15 protein-coding genes are annotated in these 19234 nt (G+C 43.3%); 11 read left to right on the top strand and 4 right to left on the bottom strand.

Going from position 1 to position 19234, the window contains the following annotated elements; all coding sequences use genetic code 11:
• The first annotated feature begins 253 nt into the window (after window positions 1-253).
• The 11 genes from P5V12_RS12345 (at window position 254) to P5V12_RS12395 (ending at window position 15183) form a co-directional block, all read left to right on the top strand.
• Window positions 254-1648: a diguanylate cyclase gene (locus P5V12_RS12345; RefSeq protein ID WP_316953396.1), complete on the top strand. Its 1395-nt coding sequence runs from the start codon at window positions 254-256 to the stop codon at window positions 1646-1648.
• Window positions 1649-2198: 550 nt separating this feature from the next.
• Window positions 2199-3197 carry a ketoacyl-ACP synthase III gene (locus tag P5V12_RS12350; protein ID WP_316953397.1) on the top strand — a complete coding sequence of 333 codons (999 nt, stop codon included), beginning with the start codon at window positions 2199-2201 and terminating at the stop codon, window positions 3195-3197.
• Complete coding sequence (locus P5V12_RS12355) at window positions 3170-4105, top strand: helix-turn-helix domain-containing protein (RefSeq protein ID WP_316953398.1); 936 nt, start codon at window positions 3170-3172, stop codon at window positions 4103-4105. Before P5V12_RS12350 ends, P5V12_RS12355 begins: the two co-directional genes overlap by 28 nt.
• A 309-nt stretch (window positions 4106-4414) precedes the next feature.
• Window positions 4415-6361 (top strand): M14 family zinc carboxypeptidase, encoded by a 1947-nt coding sequence (locus P5V12_RS12360; RefSeq protein WP_316953399.1) that lies wholly within the window; start codon window positions 4415-4417, stop codon window positions 6359-6361.
• Between the two features lie 274 nt (window positions 6362-6635).
• Window positions 6636-7193 (top strand): carboxymuconolactone decarboxylase family protein, encoded by a 558-nt coding sequence (locus P5V12_RS12365; protein WP_316953400.1) that lies wholly within the window; start codon window positions 6636-6638, stop codon window positions 7191-7193.
• 392 nt (window positions 7194-7585) lie between these two features.
• On the top strand, window positions 7586-8581 hold the full coding sequence (locus P5V12_RS12370; RefSeq protein ID WP_316953401.1) for a ketoacyl-ACP synthase III: 996 nt from the start codon (window positions 7586-7588) through the stop codon (window positions 8579-8581).
• Window positions 8582-8626: 45 nt separating this feature from the next.
• Window positions 8627-9463 (top strand): helix-turn-helix domain-containing protein, encoded by an 837-nt coding sequence (locus P5V12_RS12375; protein WP_316953402.1) that lies wholly within the window; start codon window positions 8627-8629, stop codon window positions 9461-9463.
• Between the two features lie 128 nt (window positions 9464-9591).
• Entirely contained in the window at window positions 9592-10236 is a 645-nt protein-coding gene (locus P5V12_RS12380) for a DUF488 domain-containing protein (RefSeq protein WP_316953403.1), read from the top strand.
• A 311-nt stretch (window positions 10237-10547) separates the two neighbouring features.
• Window positions 10548-12455: an amidohydrolase gene (locus P5V12_RS12385; protein WP_316953404.1), complete on the top strand. Its 1908-nt coding sequence runs from the start codon at window positions 10548-10550 to the stop codon at window positions 12453-12455.
• Between the two features lie 58 nt (window positions 12456-12513).
• On the top strand, window positions 12514-13314 hold the full coding sequence (locus P5V12_RS12390) for a transporter (RefSeq protein ID WP_316953405.1): 801 nt from the start codon (window positions 12514-12516) through the stop codon (window positions 13312-13314).
• 363 nt (window positions 13315-13677) lie between these two features.
• Window positions 13678-15183 carry an alpha/beta hydrolase gene (locus P5V12_RS12395; RefSeq protein ID WP_316953406.1) on the top strand — a complete coding sequence of 502 codons (1506 nt, stop codon included), beginning with the start codon at window positions 13678-13680 and terminating at the stop codon, window positions 15181-15183.
• 103 nt (window positions 15184-15286) lie between these two features.
• Here P5V12_RS12395 and P5V12_RS12400 read toward each other — a convergent pair whose 3' ends face one another.
• From P5V12_RS12400 to P5V12_RS12415, 4 genes are all read right to left on the bottom strand, one after another.
• Window positions 15287-16177, bottom strand: coding sequence for a bile acid:sodium symporter family protein (locus P5V12_RS12400; RefSeq protein ID WP_316953407.1), 891 nt, complete (start codon window positions 16175-16177; stop codon window positions 15287-15289).
• Window positions 16178-16330: 153 nt separating this feature from the next.
• A complete protein-coding gene (locus P5V12_RS12405; RefSeq protein ID WP_316953408.1) occupies window positions 16331-16783 on the bottom strand; it encodes a hypothetical protein in 453 nt (150 codons plus the stop codon).
• Window positions 16783-18297 (bottom strand): hypothetical protein, encoded by a 1515-nt coding sequence (locus P5V12_RS12410; RefSeq protein WP_316953409.1) that lies wholly within the window; start codon window positions 18295-18297, stop codon window positions 16783-16785. Before P5V12_RS12410 ends, P5V12_RS12405 begins: the two co-directional genes overlap by 1 nt.
• A complete protein-coding gene (locus P5V12_RS12415) occupies window positions 18290-19213 on the bottom strand; it encodes a glycosyltransferase (protein ID WP_316953410.1) in 924 nt (307 codons plus the stop codon). Before P5V12_RS12415 ends, P5V12_RS12410 begins: the two co-directional genes overlap by 8 nt.
• Window positions 19214-19234: the final 21 nt, after the last annotated feature.

The following is a 19234-nucleotide window of genomic DNA, read 5'->3' on the forward strand; positions in this document are numbered from 1 at the left end:
CCGTCTAATTATGTTGGCTTATGGTTTGGGAAGCATAAGCACCAGGCATGAGCATCCACACCACTAATACTTATGTTTGATATTCCCATAGAGTCTAAAAATTATTTTATGTATTTATTATTTGATTATGCGCTGAACTAGCCTAACCTTATAAACGTACATTTCGCGTAATAATACTTGAATGAAATCCAGTAAGATAAGGATATTTTTCTCCAACAGCCTCCAAAATGCTCGCCTCAGAGAAATCTGTTGGGTGGCGGTTCTCTATGTCATCACCGCCAGAATTGGACAATCGTTCGCCATTGAACCCGCAAACGTCACACCAGTGTGGATTCCATCCGGCGTCATGCTCGCGCTTGCACTATACCGTGGCCCACAGATATGGCCCGGCATATTTCTGGGCGCATTTCTCGGTAATATATGGGCGTACTTTTCCTTATCTTCCCTGACTGTTGCCACAAGCGCCATCGCAGCAGCAACGCTTAACGGGATAGGCGACGCCCTAGCTCTCCCCGGTATCGCAATATTAATAAAATCGAGAATAGGTAAAGAACAACCCATCGAATCATTAAACAACCTTCTGTGCTTTTTTGTGCTCGGTGTGGTTGTCGGTCCGACGCTCAGTGCCGTGTTTGGTGTAGGAGGCTTATCGATTTTCGGTTTTATAGAAGGGCACAAAGCGACCTCCATTTTCTTTACCTGGCTAATCGGTGATGCAACGGGGGCCCTGCTTTTCACTCCATTGATCTACTCCTGGTTAACGCCCAGAGAAAGCGCCCGGGAATCCACCTTAACCTTCGTTGCCTGCGTAATCTACTCGCTCATTCTAGCCACCCTGAGCTTTGATATTATTCGTCCAGGCAATTACTTTTTATACACCCTATTTTTGGGCTTGCCCGGATTATTTTTTATTCTGTTCAACTCCAGCCAGCGCTTAACCTTCACCGTTCAAGTTGTTGTTATTTCGGTGGCGATCGTAGCAACGGCATTTAACAAAGGTCCGTTTGCAGAACATGAGTCACATATCGCTTTGCTGAAACTCCAAATGTTCAGCTCCATTTTTTCTCTCGTGCTCTACATCGTTGCTATTTTTGGGCTGGAAAAAGCAAAAAGCAAAGCACTGCTTGAACAACGCAAAAACGAACTGGAACAGCTTTATCGACTGGATGCCTTAACCCAATTATGGAATCGTTATCGCATTCAGGAGTTTATCGAAATTGAGCTGGCACGCTTTCGCAGAGAACACCGCCCTTTTGGTGTAATTCTGATCGATATTGATGATTTTAAGAAAATAAATGATCAATATGGGCACAACACTGGTGATAAGGTTCTTGTCGAGCTGAGCCAATTAATAAAGTCACAAATTCGGGAAAGTGATTTACTTGGCAGATGGGGTGGAGAAGAATTTATTCTCATAGCCAGTGATACAAGTATTGAATCTCTAACAATTTTTGCTGAAAAAATTCGACAATCGATAGAATCGTATCGTTTTTCAGTAAGCCAAAAAATAACCGTCAGCCTCGGTTTAACACTGGTGACACTTTCTGACAGCGAGCTCAGTTTGTTGGACCGAGCGGACGAAGCACTATACCGTTCCAAAAGGTCCAGCAAAAACTGCGTATCGGTTTACGAAAATTCAAAAGCTTAACCAACACCACGCAAACTCCTCACCTTCACTTTCGAAAAATACAATCAATACAATATTTGAATTCACCGCCTTAGTTTTCGCATAAATTTTATTAATAATAAAAAACAACAATAAAGATCATTATTTACCCACAAGAAAAATTACACGACTTTTTGTGGAGAATAATCATAGCCCTCAACTGACCAGACAAAATATTGAGAAAAAATAATTGTGATATAGATCATAAACACAAAAATTAATACGAAAAATATTTCGCCTAAAAAACAAAAAAATTATAACGCCTAAAAACTTTTTATCTTAATTTAAAAAAGCGCTTTTTTTCCTTGTTTTTGTTAATAAATATAAAAATAAATACACAATTACTTGCAGTATAAATCACATACAGTCCCCATAAACAACATGACAAACAGCAAATAGTAACGACACTCTCTCCAAATAAATCGCCACAAAAAACTTCAGATATAACTTTCGATTCCATCCCACCCCAAAAAATACACTTATAGTAATTAGACAAACAAGGCGACAAAATTAAAATTATGAGGAAAAAAAAATGCAAAAAGATCTACAAATAAAAATTGCTGGTGTCGGCGCCTTTCTACCTCAAAACGTTGTAACAACGGAAGAGTTGATGCGTGAGGCACAGAGTAAAAAATTTGGCGTATCAGAAAACTTTTTAGGACGCGCCAGCGGTATTATTCAACGACGATTCTCTGATTCAGACGAAACATACGGTTACCTCGCTGTTCAGGCGTCACGCAAGGCATTAATCGACGCATCAATAGACCCACTGGACATAGACTGGGTTTTATTTTGCGGAATCGACCGAGATAAACCTGAACCTTCCACCGCACACGAAGTTCAAGCAGAAATCGGAGCGTGGAATGCCGCATGCCTGGACATCAGCAACGCCTGCATCGGCATGATCAGTGGTTTGGAAATTGCCGATTCATTTATTCGCGCAGGAAAAGCTGAAAATATTTTGTTGTGTACAGGAGAAAAACCCAGCCAGCTCTCCATTGATGCGATAAGACAGCTAAAACAATCCAAAGAAAAAAGTTTATTTCGAAAATTACTTGGCGCGTTTACGGTTGGAGACGGGGGCGGTGCCATGATAATTTCCCGATCAGAAATTAACGAAGGATGCATGTACATCAATACTCGATCGGATGGCGGATTGCGCGATTTATGTTATTACAAACACACGCCATACGGAATCGATTTTGAAATGAAGATGGAAGAAATAAGTGGCGTAATGGTTAACAAACACAAAGAAATGATAGATGAAACTTACGACAAAGTTGGATGGAAACCAAATGAGGTAAATAAAATTTATTGTCACCAAGTAGGCGAGCGACCTCACAAAAAAATGATTGAATTGTCGAAAGTTACGCCAGAATGTGCGCCTAAGACTTATGATTTATTCGGGAACTTGACTAGCGCAACTTTCGCTGTAAATATGTCTTTAAACCGACCAAAAAAGGGAGATAAAGTGCTGTTTATGGCAGGTGGTAGTGGAGCATCGTGGAGCCAAGCAGCCTTTCAATTTTAATGATCGAGTATTACATTATTCCAAGCATTTTCGCGCTGTCACTTAAAATAATTCTTTTATTTAAAGCGCAAAAACCAAACGTCAACAACTTTGTGTTGACGTTTTTCTTTGCCATACTCGGTGCAAACTCGATCGAACTCTATAGCTTTTTATTTCCAGGCATCAATTCGTTCTCCCTCATTCTGCTGACGCTTTATTACATTTTCGTGATAACCGCGCTAAATTCGTTTTTAGTCTTTACACTACAAAGCGCAAACCTGTGGAACTCCTACACCATTCCGCTGGTATTACCAACTTACCTCTTGCCTATATGCGTACTGCTATTACCCGGAGTGGGAATCTCTGGTGTAGAAAGCATCAATTATTCGTTGACAAGAATTCCAGGCCCAGCGTACTTTATTGTTCAGTTTGGTTTAGTTGTCCCCTTAGTCAGCTCACTGCTAATTACAACAACTTGCGCCATACTGGGTAAAAATGCAGACCTCCGTGCCAAAATGTTGGCTTTGCTACTTTCCGTACTCCCAATGTTTTTGTCCATTCTCTCCGTAGTTGTACTTATGCAACTAGGCATGGGAATAAATGCAACAATATTTTTCAGCCTCGCCGTATGCCTTAGCCTATGGATAATAATGTATACCGACAACAGCCAACGGCTTTTCTATTTTATGTGTCACGTTCCCAACACTCGGGAACAGAAAGTACTCCGGGAAATCTGTAATTACCTGCAAGACCCTTCTCTTGGTTTAAAACCGGCAAAAGAATTGTTGGAAGCTGAGATGGCAGGCAGAGCATTGGAGCTTTCAGGGAACAATCTGGTACAGGCAGCAAAAATTCTCGGTGTATCACGCCATACCGTGCGCAGGAAGTGCCAAAACAAATCAACAGAAGAAACACCACTTTCCCCTTAAGAAGCGATGTACGTTTTTCGCATTCACCGAATATTAAAATATTCAATACAGTAGCGATTAGACGCCGCCCTATTCCTACTTTTCTATTTAACATCCTCGATAGTCAATGCTAGCCACCCATACTAACCACTCTCTTCCCTTGGCATAGATACTTACCAAAAGAGCTCCCGCCACAATGCAACGCATACCTAATAGGGAATAAAAATTCAACGCCATATTGAGGACTTTGCACAAATAGCCGTTTACATGATGAGCAATAACGTTTTAAGCACAACAATAATGTAAACGCCTTCACTCGAGAAAAATACAATGCGACACGCCATCCTCATCTTACTTTTTGGCCTTCTATCCTTATCTGCTTCGGCAGAAAAAAATGAACATGTCTTCCCTGCAAGCGTCAGAGTACACACCACAGAACACAACCTGACAATACTGGCAAACACCTTTACCACTGATCATTTAAGTGCAGAAGCAATAGACATCTACATTAACGATCAACTGGAATACCAGAAGCTGGAAGCACTTGTAGCGAAGTTTGACTCCAAAACACGTTCGAGCAGCCAAATAGAAATCACCCTAACGGCGCAAGAAGCGGAAAAAAACTTTACCAGCGTTTCTGAAAGTGGCTTCAGCTACCACACCTATCAAACCATGTTAACGGAAATACAAAACCTCGCCGCCACATACCCCTCCATTATTCAAGTCGTAAGCCTTGGTAAAGCCGCCAGCGGACAAACCGATGTATGGGCAATAAAAGTATCCGACAACGTAAACAGCGAAGAAGACGAACCCTCTTCGTACATAGCAGGAGGAATACACGGCAACGAACGTCCCGGCCCGGAAGTCGTACTTTATGTGTTAAACCATATCGCACAAAACTATGGTTCCAACCCACAAGTCACGAAATTGGTCGATGAAACGCAAATGTGGTTTATCCCTATGACCAACCCCGATGGCCATAACGCCAACCGGCGTACAAATAATAATGGGGTCGACTTAAACAGAAGCTTTCCACAAAGCTGGCAACCCGGTCAGACGCCGGCACCATCCCAACCGGAGACACGCGCCATCGTAAATAATTTGGAACAACATCATTTTGTGCTCGGGCTGGATTTACACACCTATGGTCAAATGGTGATGTACCCCTGGGGAAATAGCGCTTCTCTCCCTCAGGACATCGCGGTCTTTCGCGAACTGGGTAATCAAATTGGCAATGCAATGGGTGGTTACCGCGTCGCATCCATTAATGATTTATTTGGCCGAGTACTCGGCGGCAGCCTCGATTACGAATACGGCCGCTACGGCATAATTGCTCTGGGAGAAGAGTTGGGCACATCCCACAGCCCCAGCGCATCAGTCACAGAAAACCTGTGCCAATCTAACCTGCAACCAGCTTTGGATTTTCTGGCTCGACCATTAAAGTCCACGATTACAGGTATAGTGCAGGACGCAGAGACCAACACCCCTATCGTTGCCACCGTTGAAGTTCAGGAAATCGACACTGCCGGTGCACGCAACGCTTACCAAAGCCGAGCCACTTTTGGTCGCTACTACCGGCTGCTTCCGACAGGTAATTACACCGTCACCGTGAGCGCTCCAGGTTACCTCTCTCACACTCGCACAGTTACCACAAACAACCAAACTCAAACCGTACTGGATGTGACATTGGAAAAAGAAGGCAGCAGTTCGTCATCCAGCAGCTCGAGCAGTTCCAGTTCAAGTAGCACCAGTTCATCCGGTGGATCAGTTTGTATATCCCCGAATTATCAGACCGGTACGCAATACCAAGTTGGCGACCGAGTTCAAAACACTGGCTACGAATACCGATGTGATGTAGCCGGATGGTGTTCTTCATCAGCAACCTGGGCCTATGCCCCCGGTACTGGTCTTTACTGGCAAACCGCCTGGACAGAACTCACAGACTGCGGCAACACCTCATCCAGCTCCAGTAGCTCGAGCTCCAGCAGTTCATCAAGTACAAGTAGCTCGTCCAGTTCGAGCAGCTCCTCAAGCTCAAGCAGTTCCTCCAGCAGTTCTAGTTCGTCCAATTCTTCCAGCTCATCATCCGGTGGCAATAATTGTGCCTCGCCAATTTACAACGAAGGCAGCGCATACAGTACGGGCGACAAAGTTCAGCGATCGAATACTGAATACCTGTGTAAAGTCGGTGGGTGGTGTTCTCTCGGTGGCGCTTATGCACCCGGTACTGGTTGGGCATGGCAGTATGCATGGGATTCACTCGGAATATGCCATTAAATAATTAAATGGTATCCAAAAGTGAACTTACGTTAACGCGGGTTTAATCAGCATAATAAAAATGCGTACCGAACCCGCGCGCTAAACCGAAAAAAACAGACCAACATATAGGTCTGTTTTTTTTCTTTACGGACAAAACAGGCACAGGCGTAGATTTAAAAAACACAAAAAATACGATCGGCACGAACTCAAAGACTATACGACGTATTTCACCAAATCAGGTCCGGTATATTTTCCTCACATTATTTAGCAACACAGAAACAGGAGATATACCATGGGATTATTTACTCACTACTCGATCGAAACAGCACCACAGGCCGCAAAGCCACTATTGGAACAGTCAAAAAAAGCACTCGGTTTTGTTCCTAACCTATACGCCTATTTGGCTGAATCCCCAGCGGCATTAAAAAGCTATGTCACCCTTAGTGGATTATTGGAGCAAGGCAGTTTAACCCCGGAACAACAGCAAGTGGTTTTACTTGCCGTTAGCGTGTACAACCAATGTGAATTTTGTGTATCAGCACACTCGGTCATCGCCAAACAGTTTGTTAAAGTCGACAGCAAAATTGTTGAAGCATTGAGAAACAACACGCCATTACCGGATGCAAAACTGGAAGCCCTGGCTGTTTTTTCTCGACAAGTTGCAGAAAAACGAGGCTGGCTGGCAGAAGAAGATATTCAGAGCTTTATCGATGCCGGTTTTAATAAAGCACAAGTATTGGATGTTGTACTCGGTGTTACCTTAAAAACCTTGAGCAACTACAGTAGCCATATCACAGGAACGACGGTTAACAAAGAACTGGAATCTGAGTACTGGGCAAAACCAGACTAAACGAGAAATTACCAACTGTGCACCCCAAAGGGTGCATGGTTTATTTAAACGTATTAAGCCTTTTCACATTTATTAATAACCAACCAATAAACACAGGCTTTTACTTCTCATAAAAAATCCACCTTAAACACCAACAATTAATTGTTTTAAAAACTGTAGCGCTGCTCACCGGCATAATTGTTTGCCCTATTCCCCGCACCAACTCAACCAAAATCCTCTTCATCTTTTGTCGCAAAAATAAACATATTGAATGTGACGACATTAAGTACCATCTAATATTTAACCCAGAAATGCTGTGGATTTCTACAAAACCGCACGTTTTTTAATCGTTACTCAAGCTAACCATCCTATTAAACTCTCACACGACATTTAACATCTTAAGAGGTACAAAAATGTTTTCACTTAAATCAAAAATCTCTGGTATTGGTGCATACCTTCCCGAAACAGTCGTAACCACTAATGAGCTAATGCATGAAGTCAACTCCAGAAAATTTGGTGTTCCAGAGTCCTTCCTGGAGCGCGCAAGCGGCATTGTCCAACGCCGGTTTTCTGACGACCAGGAATCAATCTCCTACCAGGCCGTCCAGGCCTCAATGGTCGCCATTCGCGATGCGGGTATCGACCCCAAAGATCTGGATTGGGTGCTCTTCTGCGGTATACACCGGGATTTATACGAACCCTCTCAAGCACACGACATTCAATCCAAGCTGGGTGCCATAAATGCCAGCGCGCTCGATGTTAGTAATGCCTGCATAGGACTGTTAAATGGTCTTCAAATCGCCTCAGCTTTCATAAAGTCGGGATCTGCTGAGAATGTTCTGGTCTGCACAGGAGAAAGACCAAGCGCACTAACAAAGGAGATTATGCGCCAATTAAGAGTTTCCAACGATAAGCAAATATTTAAGAAGCTTTTAGGTGCATTTACTGTTGGCGATGCGGGGGGAGCTTTTGTGGTATCTAAGTCCAACAATCAGGAAGGTTGCATTTATGACAAGTTTTTGACTGCCAGCGAGTACAAAGACCTTTGCTATATTAAGTCCTCAGACAAAGGGGTCGAATTTGAAATGAAAATGACAGAACTAAGCAGCGTCATGATAGACCTTCATAAACGACTAATTAACCAAACCTACGAAAGTACGGGATGGACTCCCAACACCGTCGACAGGATTTACTGCCACCAAATTGGCGCAAAACCCCACAAAAAGTTATCTAAAGTATCAAAACAACCCGTGGAAAAACTTCCTAAGACATATGACATGTTTGGGAACTTGACTAGTGCAACATTCGCTGTAAACATGTGCTTAAATCCACCCAAAAAGGGAGAGAAAGTACTTCTTCTGGGAGCCGGGAGTGGCGCAACAGTAAGCCAAAGTGCTTTTCAATTTTAGATGCCAATTTTCGCTATACCGAGTGTACTGGCACTTTCTCTGAAAGTGCTTTTACTAGCAGCAAATGGAAGCTCATTTAAAAACGCCCGTACCTCAGTACAGGCGTTCTTCGGTAGTCTATTGGCATTGAATCTCGTTGAGATCTTTTACTTCTTCTACGCTAACGAAACACACCATATGCTTTTGTTGCGTTTGTACTATCTTTTCGCTTTAACCTCCGCTCTATCCATGGCGGCATATGGAATGTCCGCGTTTCAGGATCTTAAGTGGTTAACCAAAAGCGTAGTAACAATATGCTTAGTTCCAACAGTATTAGCCATTTTTATACCCAACGCAGGGCTAGCTGGGGTTGAAAGCATTGGCTATTCGATTACTCGTATTCCAGGTAAATATTACTTTGTTATTCAATTTGGTCTCTTGTCATCGGTTATTTTCGCTTTTTCTGCCCTTTATGCCACATACAAAAACGCCAAAGAACATACTGAACAACGCCGTTCTCTAGTATTTATGCTTTCCATTGTGCCGTGCATCATTACCGCATTACTGGTTATCACGATGATGCAAATGGGAGTTCGTATAAATGGTTCCGTATTTATGTCTCTTGCAGTCTGCGTCACACTTTGGGCGTTGATGTACACAGAGAAAAAAGAAAACGTATTCCACCTCCTAGCAAAAGTCCCCAGATCCGACGAATGGAAATCTATGCAGGAGTTAAGCCGTTTTTTTGCCGACCCAGCATTAGGTCTAAAAGAAGCAAAACGTTTATTGGAATCCGAAATGGTAAACCGGGCAATGCAGGTCACGGGGCAAAATAGGGAAAAGGCTGCTCAGCTCCTTGGTGTATCACGTCAAACCTTATATAGAAAACAGAATAACGTTTAATTCCAAACAGTGGTTTTCGAAGTAGTACGCCTTCTCTTGTTGAAATCTCAACGCCACTAACTCCCTACTTTTAGAATAATGTGGTTAACACAACACACCCGGAAGCAAATCTATAACACATATTTCGTATGACCACATCTCCCCAACTTTACACCATTGGCTATGCAACCAAACCACTGACCAGCTTTATCGCTCAATTAAAGCAATACAACATTAATGCCGTGGCGGACGTTCGGTCTGTTCCCTACAGCAAAATCTTTCACGACTACCACAAAGAGAATATTGCTGCCGAATTGAAAAAACACGCAATTAGATATGTGTATCTCGGAGATGAACTGGGCCCACGCTCAAAAGATGAAACGCACTATGACGAATGCGGACAAGTACAATTCGACCGCCTGATGATGTCTGACCTTTTTAAACAAGGTCTGGAACGTTTAAGCGCTGGTGTCGAAAAACAATTTAATATCGCGTTAATGTGTGCAGAAAAAGACCCTGCCACTTGCCATAGAAGTTTATTAATTGGTTACTACCTCGCTCACCACTTGCAGAAAAACAACCCCGAATTAACACTACCAACCCAGTTGTTGCACATAGACCATAATGGCGAAATAGAAACGCAAAACGATTTAGAAGATCGCGTATCCCAATTAAACAGTCAGCATAAAGATTTATTTATGTCGGAAGAAGAAGCCAAATACGAAGCGTATAAAATGCAATTGCGCAAAACGTCCTTTATTAACGAAGAACTTAAAAAATCAAAACCGCTGTAGCAGTTTATTTTCAATGTAATAGCAATCACATAGTATTATCATACTTTTACCATTATTGAATTAAATATCAATTAGCCAACCTTCATATAAATCGATTAGTCATAAAAAAACTATGCGACACTGTCAATAAAATCCCCCATTTCAGAACAGCGTCTCATTTAATTCGGTACAGATTCCCCAAAAAAGTATTTTTACATGCCAAAGTGACATGTTTTTGTAATATTTTCTTCAATCAAATGAGTAAACTCATTATATTCGGAGGCAGATGTATATTGATTTTCGACTGATTCCACTTTTTTAGGGGGCAAGCTGTGAAAGCCAGTATTCTATTTCCTTTCATTTTAATAATAATTTCCACGTTTATTGCCAGCTGTTCAAACAAAGAACCCAATAACAAAGCAACAACCAAACCCGCAGTAAGTGCAGATACCATTTATCAAGGCGGTGACATCATTACAATTAACGATGCTCAACCCGCAGCAGAAGCCATTGCCGTTAAAGACGGCAAAATTATTGCAGTAGGCAGCCACGCTGACATTAATTCATTCAACGGACCAGAAACCAAAACGGTCGACCTGCAAGGAAAAACACTCATTCCTGGCTTTGTCGATTCCCACGGCCACGCATACTTACAAGGTATTCAGGCAACCACCGCCAACCTGCTTCCAGCACCGGATGGAACAGGTAACGATATTCCAACACTTATCGCTTTACTTAAAGATTGGGCAGCCAACAATAAAGCATCCATCGAGAAAGTCGGTTGGGTTGTCGGCTTCGGCTATGACGATTCGCAACTAGCCGAACAACGGCACCCCACACGGGATGACCTGGACCAGGTTTCCACCGAATACCCGGTATTAATCATTCACCAATCCGGGCACCTTGGTGTAGCCAACAGTAAAGCGCTCGAACTAGCAGGCGTAACCTCAGAAACAGAAAACCCCAAAGGCGGTGTTTTCCGTCATCGCCCTGGCAGTAAAGAACCGAATGGCGTAGCCGAAGAATACGCCTTCTTCTATTTGGTCAAGCAACTCGCCGCACGTTTCGATGACCAAATCAACGAAGAACTTGTTCTAGCCGGTGCGAAGCAACTCGCCTCATTCGGCTACACCACGGGGCAAGAAGGGCGAGCCACAGCCCCCGCAGTGGAAGCTATGCAGCGGGTCGCCAAAGCCGGCAAATTAAATATTGATCTGGTGGCCTACCCAGACATTCTCGAAGTTGAAAATATTCAGCCTTCTATGGAATACAGCGGGCGCTTTCGTGTGGGCGGAGCCAAATTAACCATTGACGGTTCCCCACAGGGCAAAACCGCCTGGCTTAGCCAGCCCTACTACATTTCCCCAGAAGGGCGCGGCAAAGGTTACCGGGGCTACGCCGCAGTGGATCAGGAAACCGTGGATAATGCGGTGGAAAAAGCCTATGCCAACGGCTGGCAAATACTCACCCATGCCAATGGTGATGCCGCCAGTGATAGCCTTATTCGAGCCATCACCAAAGCAAAACAAAAATACCCAGAACTAAATAACCGGCCCGTGTTAATTCATGGGCAAGTGTTACGACGTGAGCAAGTAACCAAATTAAAAGCGTTATCGATCTTCCCTTCCCTGTTTCCAATGCACACCTATTACTGGGGTGACTGGCATCGGGATTCCGTCTTGGGGCCAAAGCGTGCGGAAGATATTTCCCCCACCGGCTGGGTATTAGAGGAAGGTATGAAATTCGGAACCCACCACGATGCCCCGGTAGCCCTGCCAGATTCCATGCGTATTTTATCTGCTACCGTCACGCGCACCACCAGAAGTGGCAAAGTACTCGGCCCTAACCACAGGGTTCCGGTCATGACAGCGCTTAAAGCTATGACTCTCTGGTCTGCATGGCAAAGTTTTGAAGAAAAAACCAAAGGCAGCATCGAAATTGGCAAGCTCGCGGACTTTGTTGTTTTATCGGAAAACCCAATGAAAATTCCGAAAGAGCAACTGGCAAACATTAAAGTTCTTCAAACCATAAAAGAAGACAACGTGATCTACCAGCGTCCGGCAAATGTGAGCGCTATATCCTCTCCCGCCGTATTTGGTTTTTTACAAAATTCAAAAACCCATGACCATAGCCACCACGAAACTATTAACGGTAAACCACCGCTTCATGGTGATGGGTGCTTTGGCGAAGGCTTGAACGTAATCTACCAGGCAATAAACAGTTCGAATCTAAAACAATAGAAAACACTATCGAATAGTGAAAATAACAAAAATCAAATTATAAATTAAAGGGGTTACTATGCCATTTTATCGTTTATTTTTGATGGGTTTTTCTCTTGCTGCCCTGCCGCTTTCAAGTTGGTCAGACGAAGGCGCAGCCGGGCTCGCCAAACAACTTGCCAACCCCGTTGCTGCACTTATTAGCGTACCGCTACAATTAAATTACGATGAAAATATTGGCCCGGCCGACGACGGTTCGCGCTGGACGTTAAACGTTCAGCCGGTTGTACCAATGGAAATTAATTCCGACTGGAACCTGATCTCCCGAACCATACTGCCGGTCATTTCTCAGGACGATGTTATTTCCAACGAAAGCCAATTCGGTATTGGTGATGTTGTACAGAGTTTATTTTTATCACCCAAGGAACCAACAGAATCAGGCTGGATTCTCGGTGTCGGCCCGGCCTTTCTTCTCAAAACCGGTTCGGAAGATGCACTTTCTGCAGGCAAATGGGGCATTGGGCCAACCGCCGTCGCATTAAAGCAAGATGGTGGCTGGACCTACGGTGCACTGGCTAACCATATTGTCTCCATTGCCGGTGATAGTGATCGGGCAGATGTTGATTCCACTTTTTTACAACCCTTTCTTTCCTACACCACATCCAGTGCGGTTACCTATACCATCAATACAGAAAGTACCTACGATTGGGAAGGAGAACAATGGAATGTTCCCGTCAATGCAGTGGTGAGCAAAGTCACCAAAATAAATAATCAACTCATCAGTGTGGGTGCTGGTGTTCGCTACTGGGCAGAATCCACTGAACAGTCACCGGAAGGCTGGGGATTTAGAGTAATCTTTACACTACTGCTTCCCAAGTAAAAGACGCCTATATCATTTTGCGTATGTATGGCCCAAGCAAAGAAATACAAGAAGGCGGATATGCATTCCCAACTTTGAAAGTGGTGGAATAACCTACCTGTTTTTTTCGAAGGTATATTACTGACGATCCGTTGATGCGGACTATGTCAGGCCAAAACCAACCCCTTCTTGTATAAACAAAGGGTTACCGGTTTTAATAGATGGCAAGAGAGCCTGAAATTAAAACGCAACGGTAACCCTTAATCATCAGGGCAACAAAAAAATCACTACAGAATTAAATAATATGTCGTGTTGTGGATAGCAAATACGTTTTAGTATATAGACCAAAGAAAGGTCGAAAATACATATCAGAGGATCTGACACATGAAAACCCTACTTTTTATAATAATTAGTATTTTTACAATAAACCACGCTTTTGCAGAGAAAGTTAAGTACGATAAAGAGCATTCAAACTTCTCCCCGCCAGCAACACTATACGGAAAACAACTTACCCTCGAAGTCAAAACAATAACCCCCGAAGAAGGTCTACCTTTCCCGCTAAATTATTTAAAACCCGGAACATTGATAGAACGATTTGATGAGCAGTACATCGTATCCAGAGGTTTTGATGTCCACTTTATCGATTACTATTCCGAATACACCTACACCGTTCTCAATCAAAGTACAGCAACCTATAAAAGTGAATTCAGCACAAATGTTCTCACCTTTACAAGTCGCAAGCAGGGAACCTTTGTGTATGATTTGGGCAATGGTTTAGGTGCCATGAAAGGTACCTTTTCAATCAGAGAAACCGATCTTACCGGGTTGGCACCAGAAACAGTAAAAAATAACGGATTTAGCATGGTAGTCACACAGAAAGATCCAGGCTTTCCTGTTGAAGGGTTGCCACCTTTTGATCAAATGCTTAATCACTATTTCGGTAAAAATAAAGTTTTTGTTCGTTCAGAGCAATATGATGAATGGGAGTACGAAGCAAAATACAAAGAAAATAGACAACAAGACAATTCCACTAGTCTAGATGTCAAATTTCCACATTCAAATCTAAACTATACGCTAACGTTTACCTACCAGAATATGCGCGCAGGCATATGGAAAATGACCGAAGAAGGTAGTGAAGCAAGCATCTCCGGAAATTTCACGTACACCCTTATCAACCCACCAACAAATCATAAATACAAGGGTACAATTGCTGATAAAAAAACCTACTTTTCTCAAATAACCGGAGTAAGTTATCCATACAGGGTCTACCTTCCAGAGAATTATGACACTGACAAAGAATATCCTGTTATTTACGCAACTGATGGACAATGGGTTTTCTGGGACTTTTCAAGAGAAATAGATAAGGAAGGCTACGATTTCATACTCGTTGCGATTGAGCAGGGGCCAAACAACAGACGTATTATTGACTATACAATCACCGGGGCTAACGATTATATCCAGTTTTTTAAAACAGAATTTATGCCATATATCGAAAGCCAATATCGAATATCAGATAAGAATAGAACAGTTCAAGGGGCTTCACTCGGTGGCCTAATTGTCTCTTCATTCCTCTACGATCACAACACAACCCCCTCCTTCCAAAACTATATTTCTTCCGAAGGTGCATACCAGCTTTTTCAACCGGACTATATAGCCGTTGAGGAAGCACTATTACCCAGCTGGTCGGGTTCTGGTGTAAATCTATTTTTGGATTCTGCAAGCGCAGCCGGATTAGTGTTTGAAGTGGAAAAATACTACAACCGTATGAACTCATACCAACTGCCGGGGCTGCAAATCCATTTAAAAGAACGTCATCTGACGCATGTACAAATTGCTCTACCAGCGTTTAAAGATGCCATTGAATACATTGACGACAGAATTAACGACTAAACAGCAAGCTTAAGTGATGAAGTAATCTCACTTGGTCACTTAAGCTTATGACCACTAACCTTACAGGGATAATAAGGTGCGATACATGATAATAATTTGGATACTAAGCACTCTGTTCTGAACCTGAATTCACAGGCCCAGCTTCCAGGTTCATCAACCAACCAAACGCCGCGCCGGTAAAAAACATAATCAAGCTATAAGTCACTGCGGGAATCGTCATAATTGAGCTGCCCAAAATCGTACCGGAAACCAGTAACGCCAGGGTGCCATTTTGCAACCCCACTTCCGTACCAATACTCATCGCCTCTGCCCGGTTTAACCGCGCAAGCTTGGCAATAAGGTAGCCCAGGGCTAAAGTCACCACATTCAAGCTAAACGCGGCAATGCCTGCCTGCGCAGCGTACATGGGAATATTGTCCCAGTCTTTTATGGTAATCAGCACAAGTATTAACACCAACAAGGCAATAGAAAGCGGCTTAACGCCTTTTTCCAAGCGTTGGGCAAAGTGTGGGTAACGGTTAAAAATCCACATGCCAATCGCAACTGGCACCAAGGTAATCACCACCAATTGCACAATCACTTTCCCTACAGAAATGGTAAATTGTTGCTGATCCCCCATAAATGCATCCATTGCCAACAACGTTAGCACCGGAATGGTAAACGGTGTGACCACACTGACAATGGAAGTTAATGTAATAGAAAGCGCAACATCGGCCTTAAACAAGTAACAATACATATTCGAGGTGACACCACCGGGGCAAAAGGCCAAAATCATTAAGCCAACTGCCAGCTCACCGGAAATACCCATCGCAATAATTAATACATAAGCCACAATGGGCAGCAGCAACATCTGGCAACAAATACCAATCAATGCCGCTTTGGGGGCTTTTAATACACGGGAAAAATCCGCCAGAGTCAGGGACAAGCCCATACCCAGCATAATAATAAATAAAGAAAGAGGTAAAAAAACCTGTGACAGGAAATCGGTTTGCATCTTCTATTTGCCTTCGCTTTTTATGGTTATTTCGTTTTTCCGTAACAACTTACAGACCGAGTAAAGCAATAGGCGGCATTTATACCAGAAGGGCTAAGCCAATGCCAGAGCAAAGCAAGACGTGTGAATACTTAGTTTGTGAAGTGAACCGCGTTATAACCTGGAGAATTTGGATAAATCACATTCAAACGGTGTTTTATCCTTGCCTTTCATCACCAAAACCTTACCTATTTTATTGTCGCCGATTTTCTTCTTCACCCGGTCAAGAATCTCCCGCTTAATATCAAGAGGGTTATCTTTCTGCAGGTGGGCACAATAAATTACCAGATTAAAACCTTCAAACCATTCACAGCCACTTAACACATATTTTTCATCTTGCTTAATTTTATCGAAGGTTTGATCATTCACCAGCGCCCAACAAACAAAGCTCTGTGGGTTTTGCTGAATAGGTTCGTAAGTAATCATTAACTGGTCATGCAATACGGCTTTACGAACATCATTTGCTTTAGACACAAAATAATCCGAATCGGGAAAAACCTGTAACCCCAACCCCAATATTCGGGCAACGTTATTATTTAAGTGGTTTTCGCTTTTTAATGTCAGCATTAACAGGCCTCCAACTCAAACGGCAAATTATCCGGCTCTAATTTAGAGTCCTGCAAAATTTCATTAATCCAACCACGCACATCGTCGTCCTGTTCCACTTTTTTAGTAATGTCTTTAAACAGTTCATTACGCGTCAGACGAATTAAATCGCGATTGCGTTCTTCACAAGCCACCTGCAAGGGCTTTAACCCGGTTTGCCCTGTTGCCGCTTGCCATTCATCGTAAGCAGCAAGCACATCCAGAAACCGTTCAACAATATGTTGTGCGTATTTCTCTTCAGGGATTTCTGTTTTTAAATGTTCAACCGTAATACCTTGCTTTTCCTCGGCCAAAATTTTGAGAATATTCACCACATTGTACCTGGCCAACGGCACCCTGAAGGTTTGTGGTGTGTGCTGGGTTTCTTCACAGGCTTTAGCTAACAAGTTAATGCCCGCCGAAAAACGCTTATGCACCGGCGTTTCTATTTTACAAAAGGCCCCATCAAACCCGGTTTGGTACAACCAAAACTGTGATAAATAGCGATTAAAACTATCAAAAAATAATTCTTCGATTTCTTTCGGCTTATCAAAACACTCAGAATGGTATTTGCCCAAGTAGAAATTCATGGTGGACAAAATATTAGAAAAATATACATGGTCGCCCCAAAACGGCGGAAAGCCACGAGAAATCAAATAATTGGCATGGTCCAGAAACGAGGTGGTGGTGCCAAAATCAATCATCGTACCATCGACACCAATATTCCCGGTGGTAATCGCACCGTGGGCAATCCGCTTCACCTTCAGCCAGGCGGAAAGGTAAGAAAAGTAAGCAATTTGCCGCTGAATAAAGGCTTTCGATTCCGTCTCGCCGGTAATTTGATTCAGCTTTTCACAATTATCCTGAACCCGGTAAAAATCAAACGGCAATTCATTATGGAAAAAATGCGCCCGTTCGAAATGCGCGGGTCGCACAATCGGTTGCCGTAGCATTAACGCGCCCGGCGCTTTGTTGTCTTCTTTCGATTCCAGGTTGTAATCAAAATCAATATCCATTCCGGTGCGAATGACCGCTAAAATTCTCGCCGCACCAAAGGGCGCATTCTGATGGAAAAATTCGCCCCATATGGCTTCGCGAACCCCCTCTTCCAACGAAGCCCCACCGTGGGTATGCCAAAAATCCATCCAGCCATTGGCTAACAGGTTTTTACCGGTACCCTTAATCTGAACCCCCATATGGTTCCCGCAACGTACACCACCACCATTGCTGCGTTCGCTGTGGCTGCCATAACGTTCGGCATAAAAGGTTTGGGTTTGTTGGCTAAAATGCTTGTCGAAATCCACACCTTCCGGCGGCACCATGTACGCAAAATTATCAATCAGGAAGTCATCCACTTGCGCATCGTTCATGGTGTTACATTGGGTAAACGTTTCTCGCACCAAATCATAATTCACCCAAAATGTTTTGGCGGTCGTGATTTTATGTACCTCAAAAGGGAGAAACGTATGCTGGCTCAAATTATCGTAATTAGGCATTCTGACTGACCTTTACATACTCCTGGCGAACAAGGCGTGCCTTCATTCGTGTAATCATAAGATTTAACGGGGTCATTACAGCATCGTCTTGGTTGTAGTTGTAATAATCCGTTTGCCACAAACCGTATTTGTCATGCAGTTTTTTGGCGCAGGCTAACGCCGTACATTCTTTTTGAATATTGGAATCCGTAATATGCGGGTAATGATAGGACTCCACCTTCTCGGCTAACACAAACTGACAACCTTGAAGGAACAACCGAATACCCAGGTCGACATCCTCCCCGCCCCAACTGTTAAAGCTCTGATCAAACCCACCCAACTCTTGAAACTGTTTTCGCTCAACGCCCATTAAGCCGCCCCAAAAAATATCAAAAGGCGCAGGCCATAAATCAATCTCCGAACCCAACTCATCGTATTGCACTTTTCGTGGGTCATATAAGCTGTGTTTTTTCAACCAACGAATACAGTGGTCAGCACTGCCGCGTGCTAAATGACGAAATTGATTTAAAGTGTATTCATCCTCAACGCCAAAGCCGTGAATAAAACCAATAATGGCTTTCGGTTTTGCCAAGGGTGTTAAAAATGCGTTAAGCATATTTGCCAAAGCCGATGAGGCTAACGAAACACCACTGTCAATAAATACCAAATAAGGTGCTTTCGCTAACAACGCCCCCTTATTTCGCGCACCCGCCACGCGGAAGCCTTTATCTTCCTGCCACAGGTAGTCAATATTCAACTTACCGGAAAAAGAACGAACAATATCCGGGCTGTTATCAGAGGAACCGTCATCGACAACAATCACCTCAAAGTCGTCTTTGTTTATAGTCTGCTCAACCAGCGACCGGAGCGTTAACTGCAATAACGCCGCACGATTGTACGTTGGCACAATCACGCTCAACTTGGGCGTTTTATTCATATTCCCTCCAATCTACTTGTG

The organism is Teredinibacter sp. KSP-S5-2 (assembly GCF_032773895.1).
Taxonomy (GTDB): domain Bacteria; phylum Pseudomonadota; class Gammaproteobacteria; order Pseudomonadales; family Cellvibrionaceae.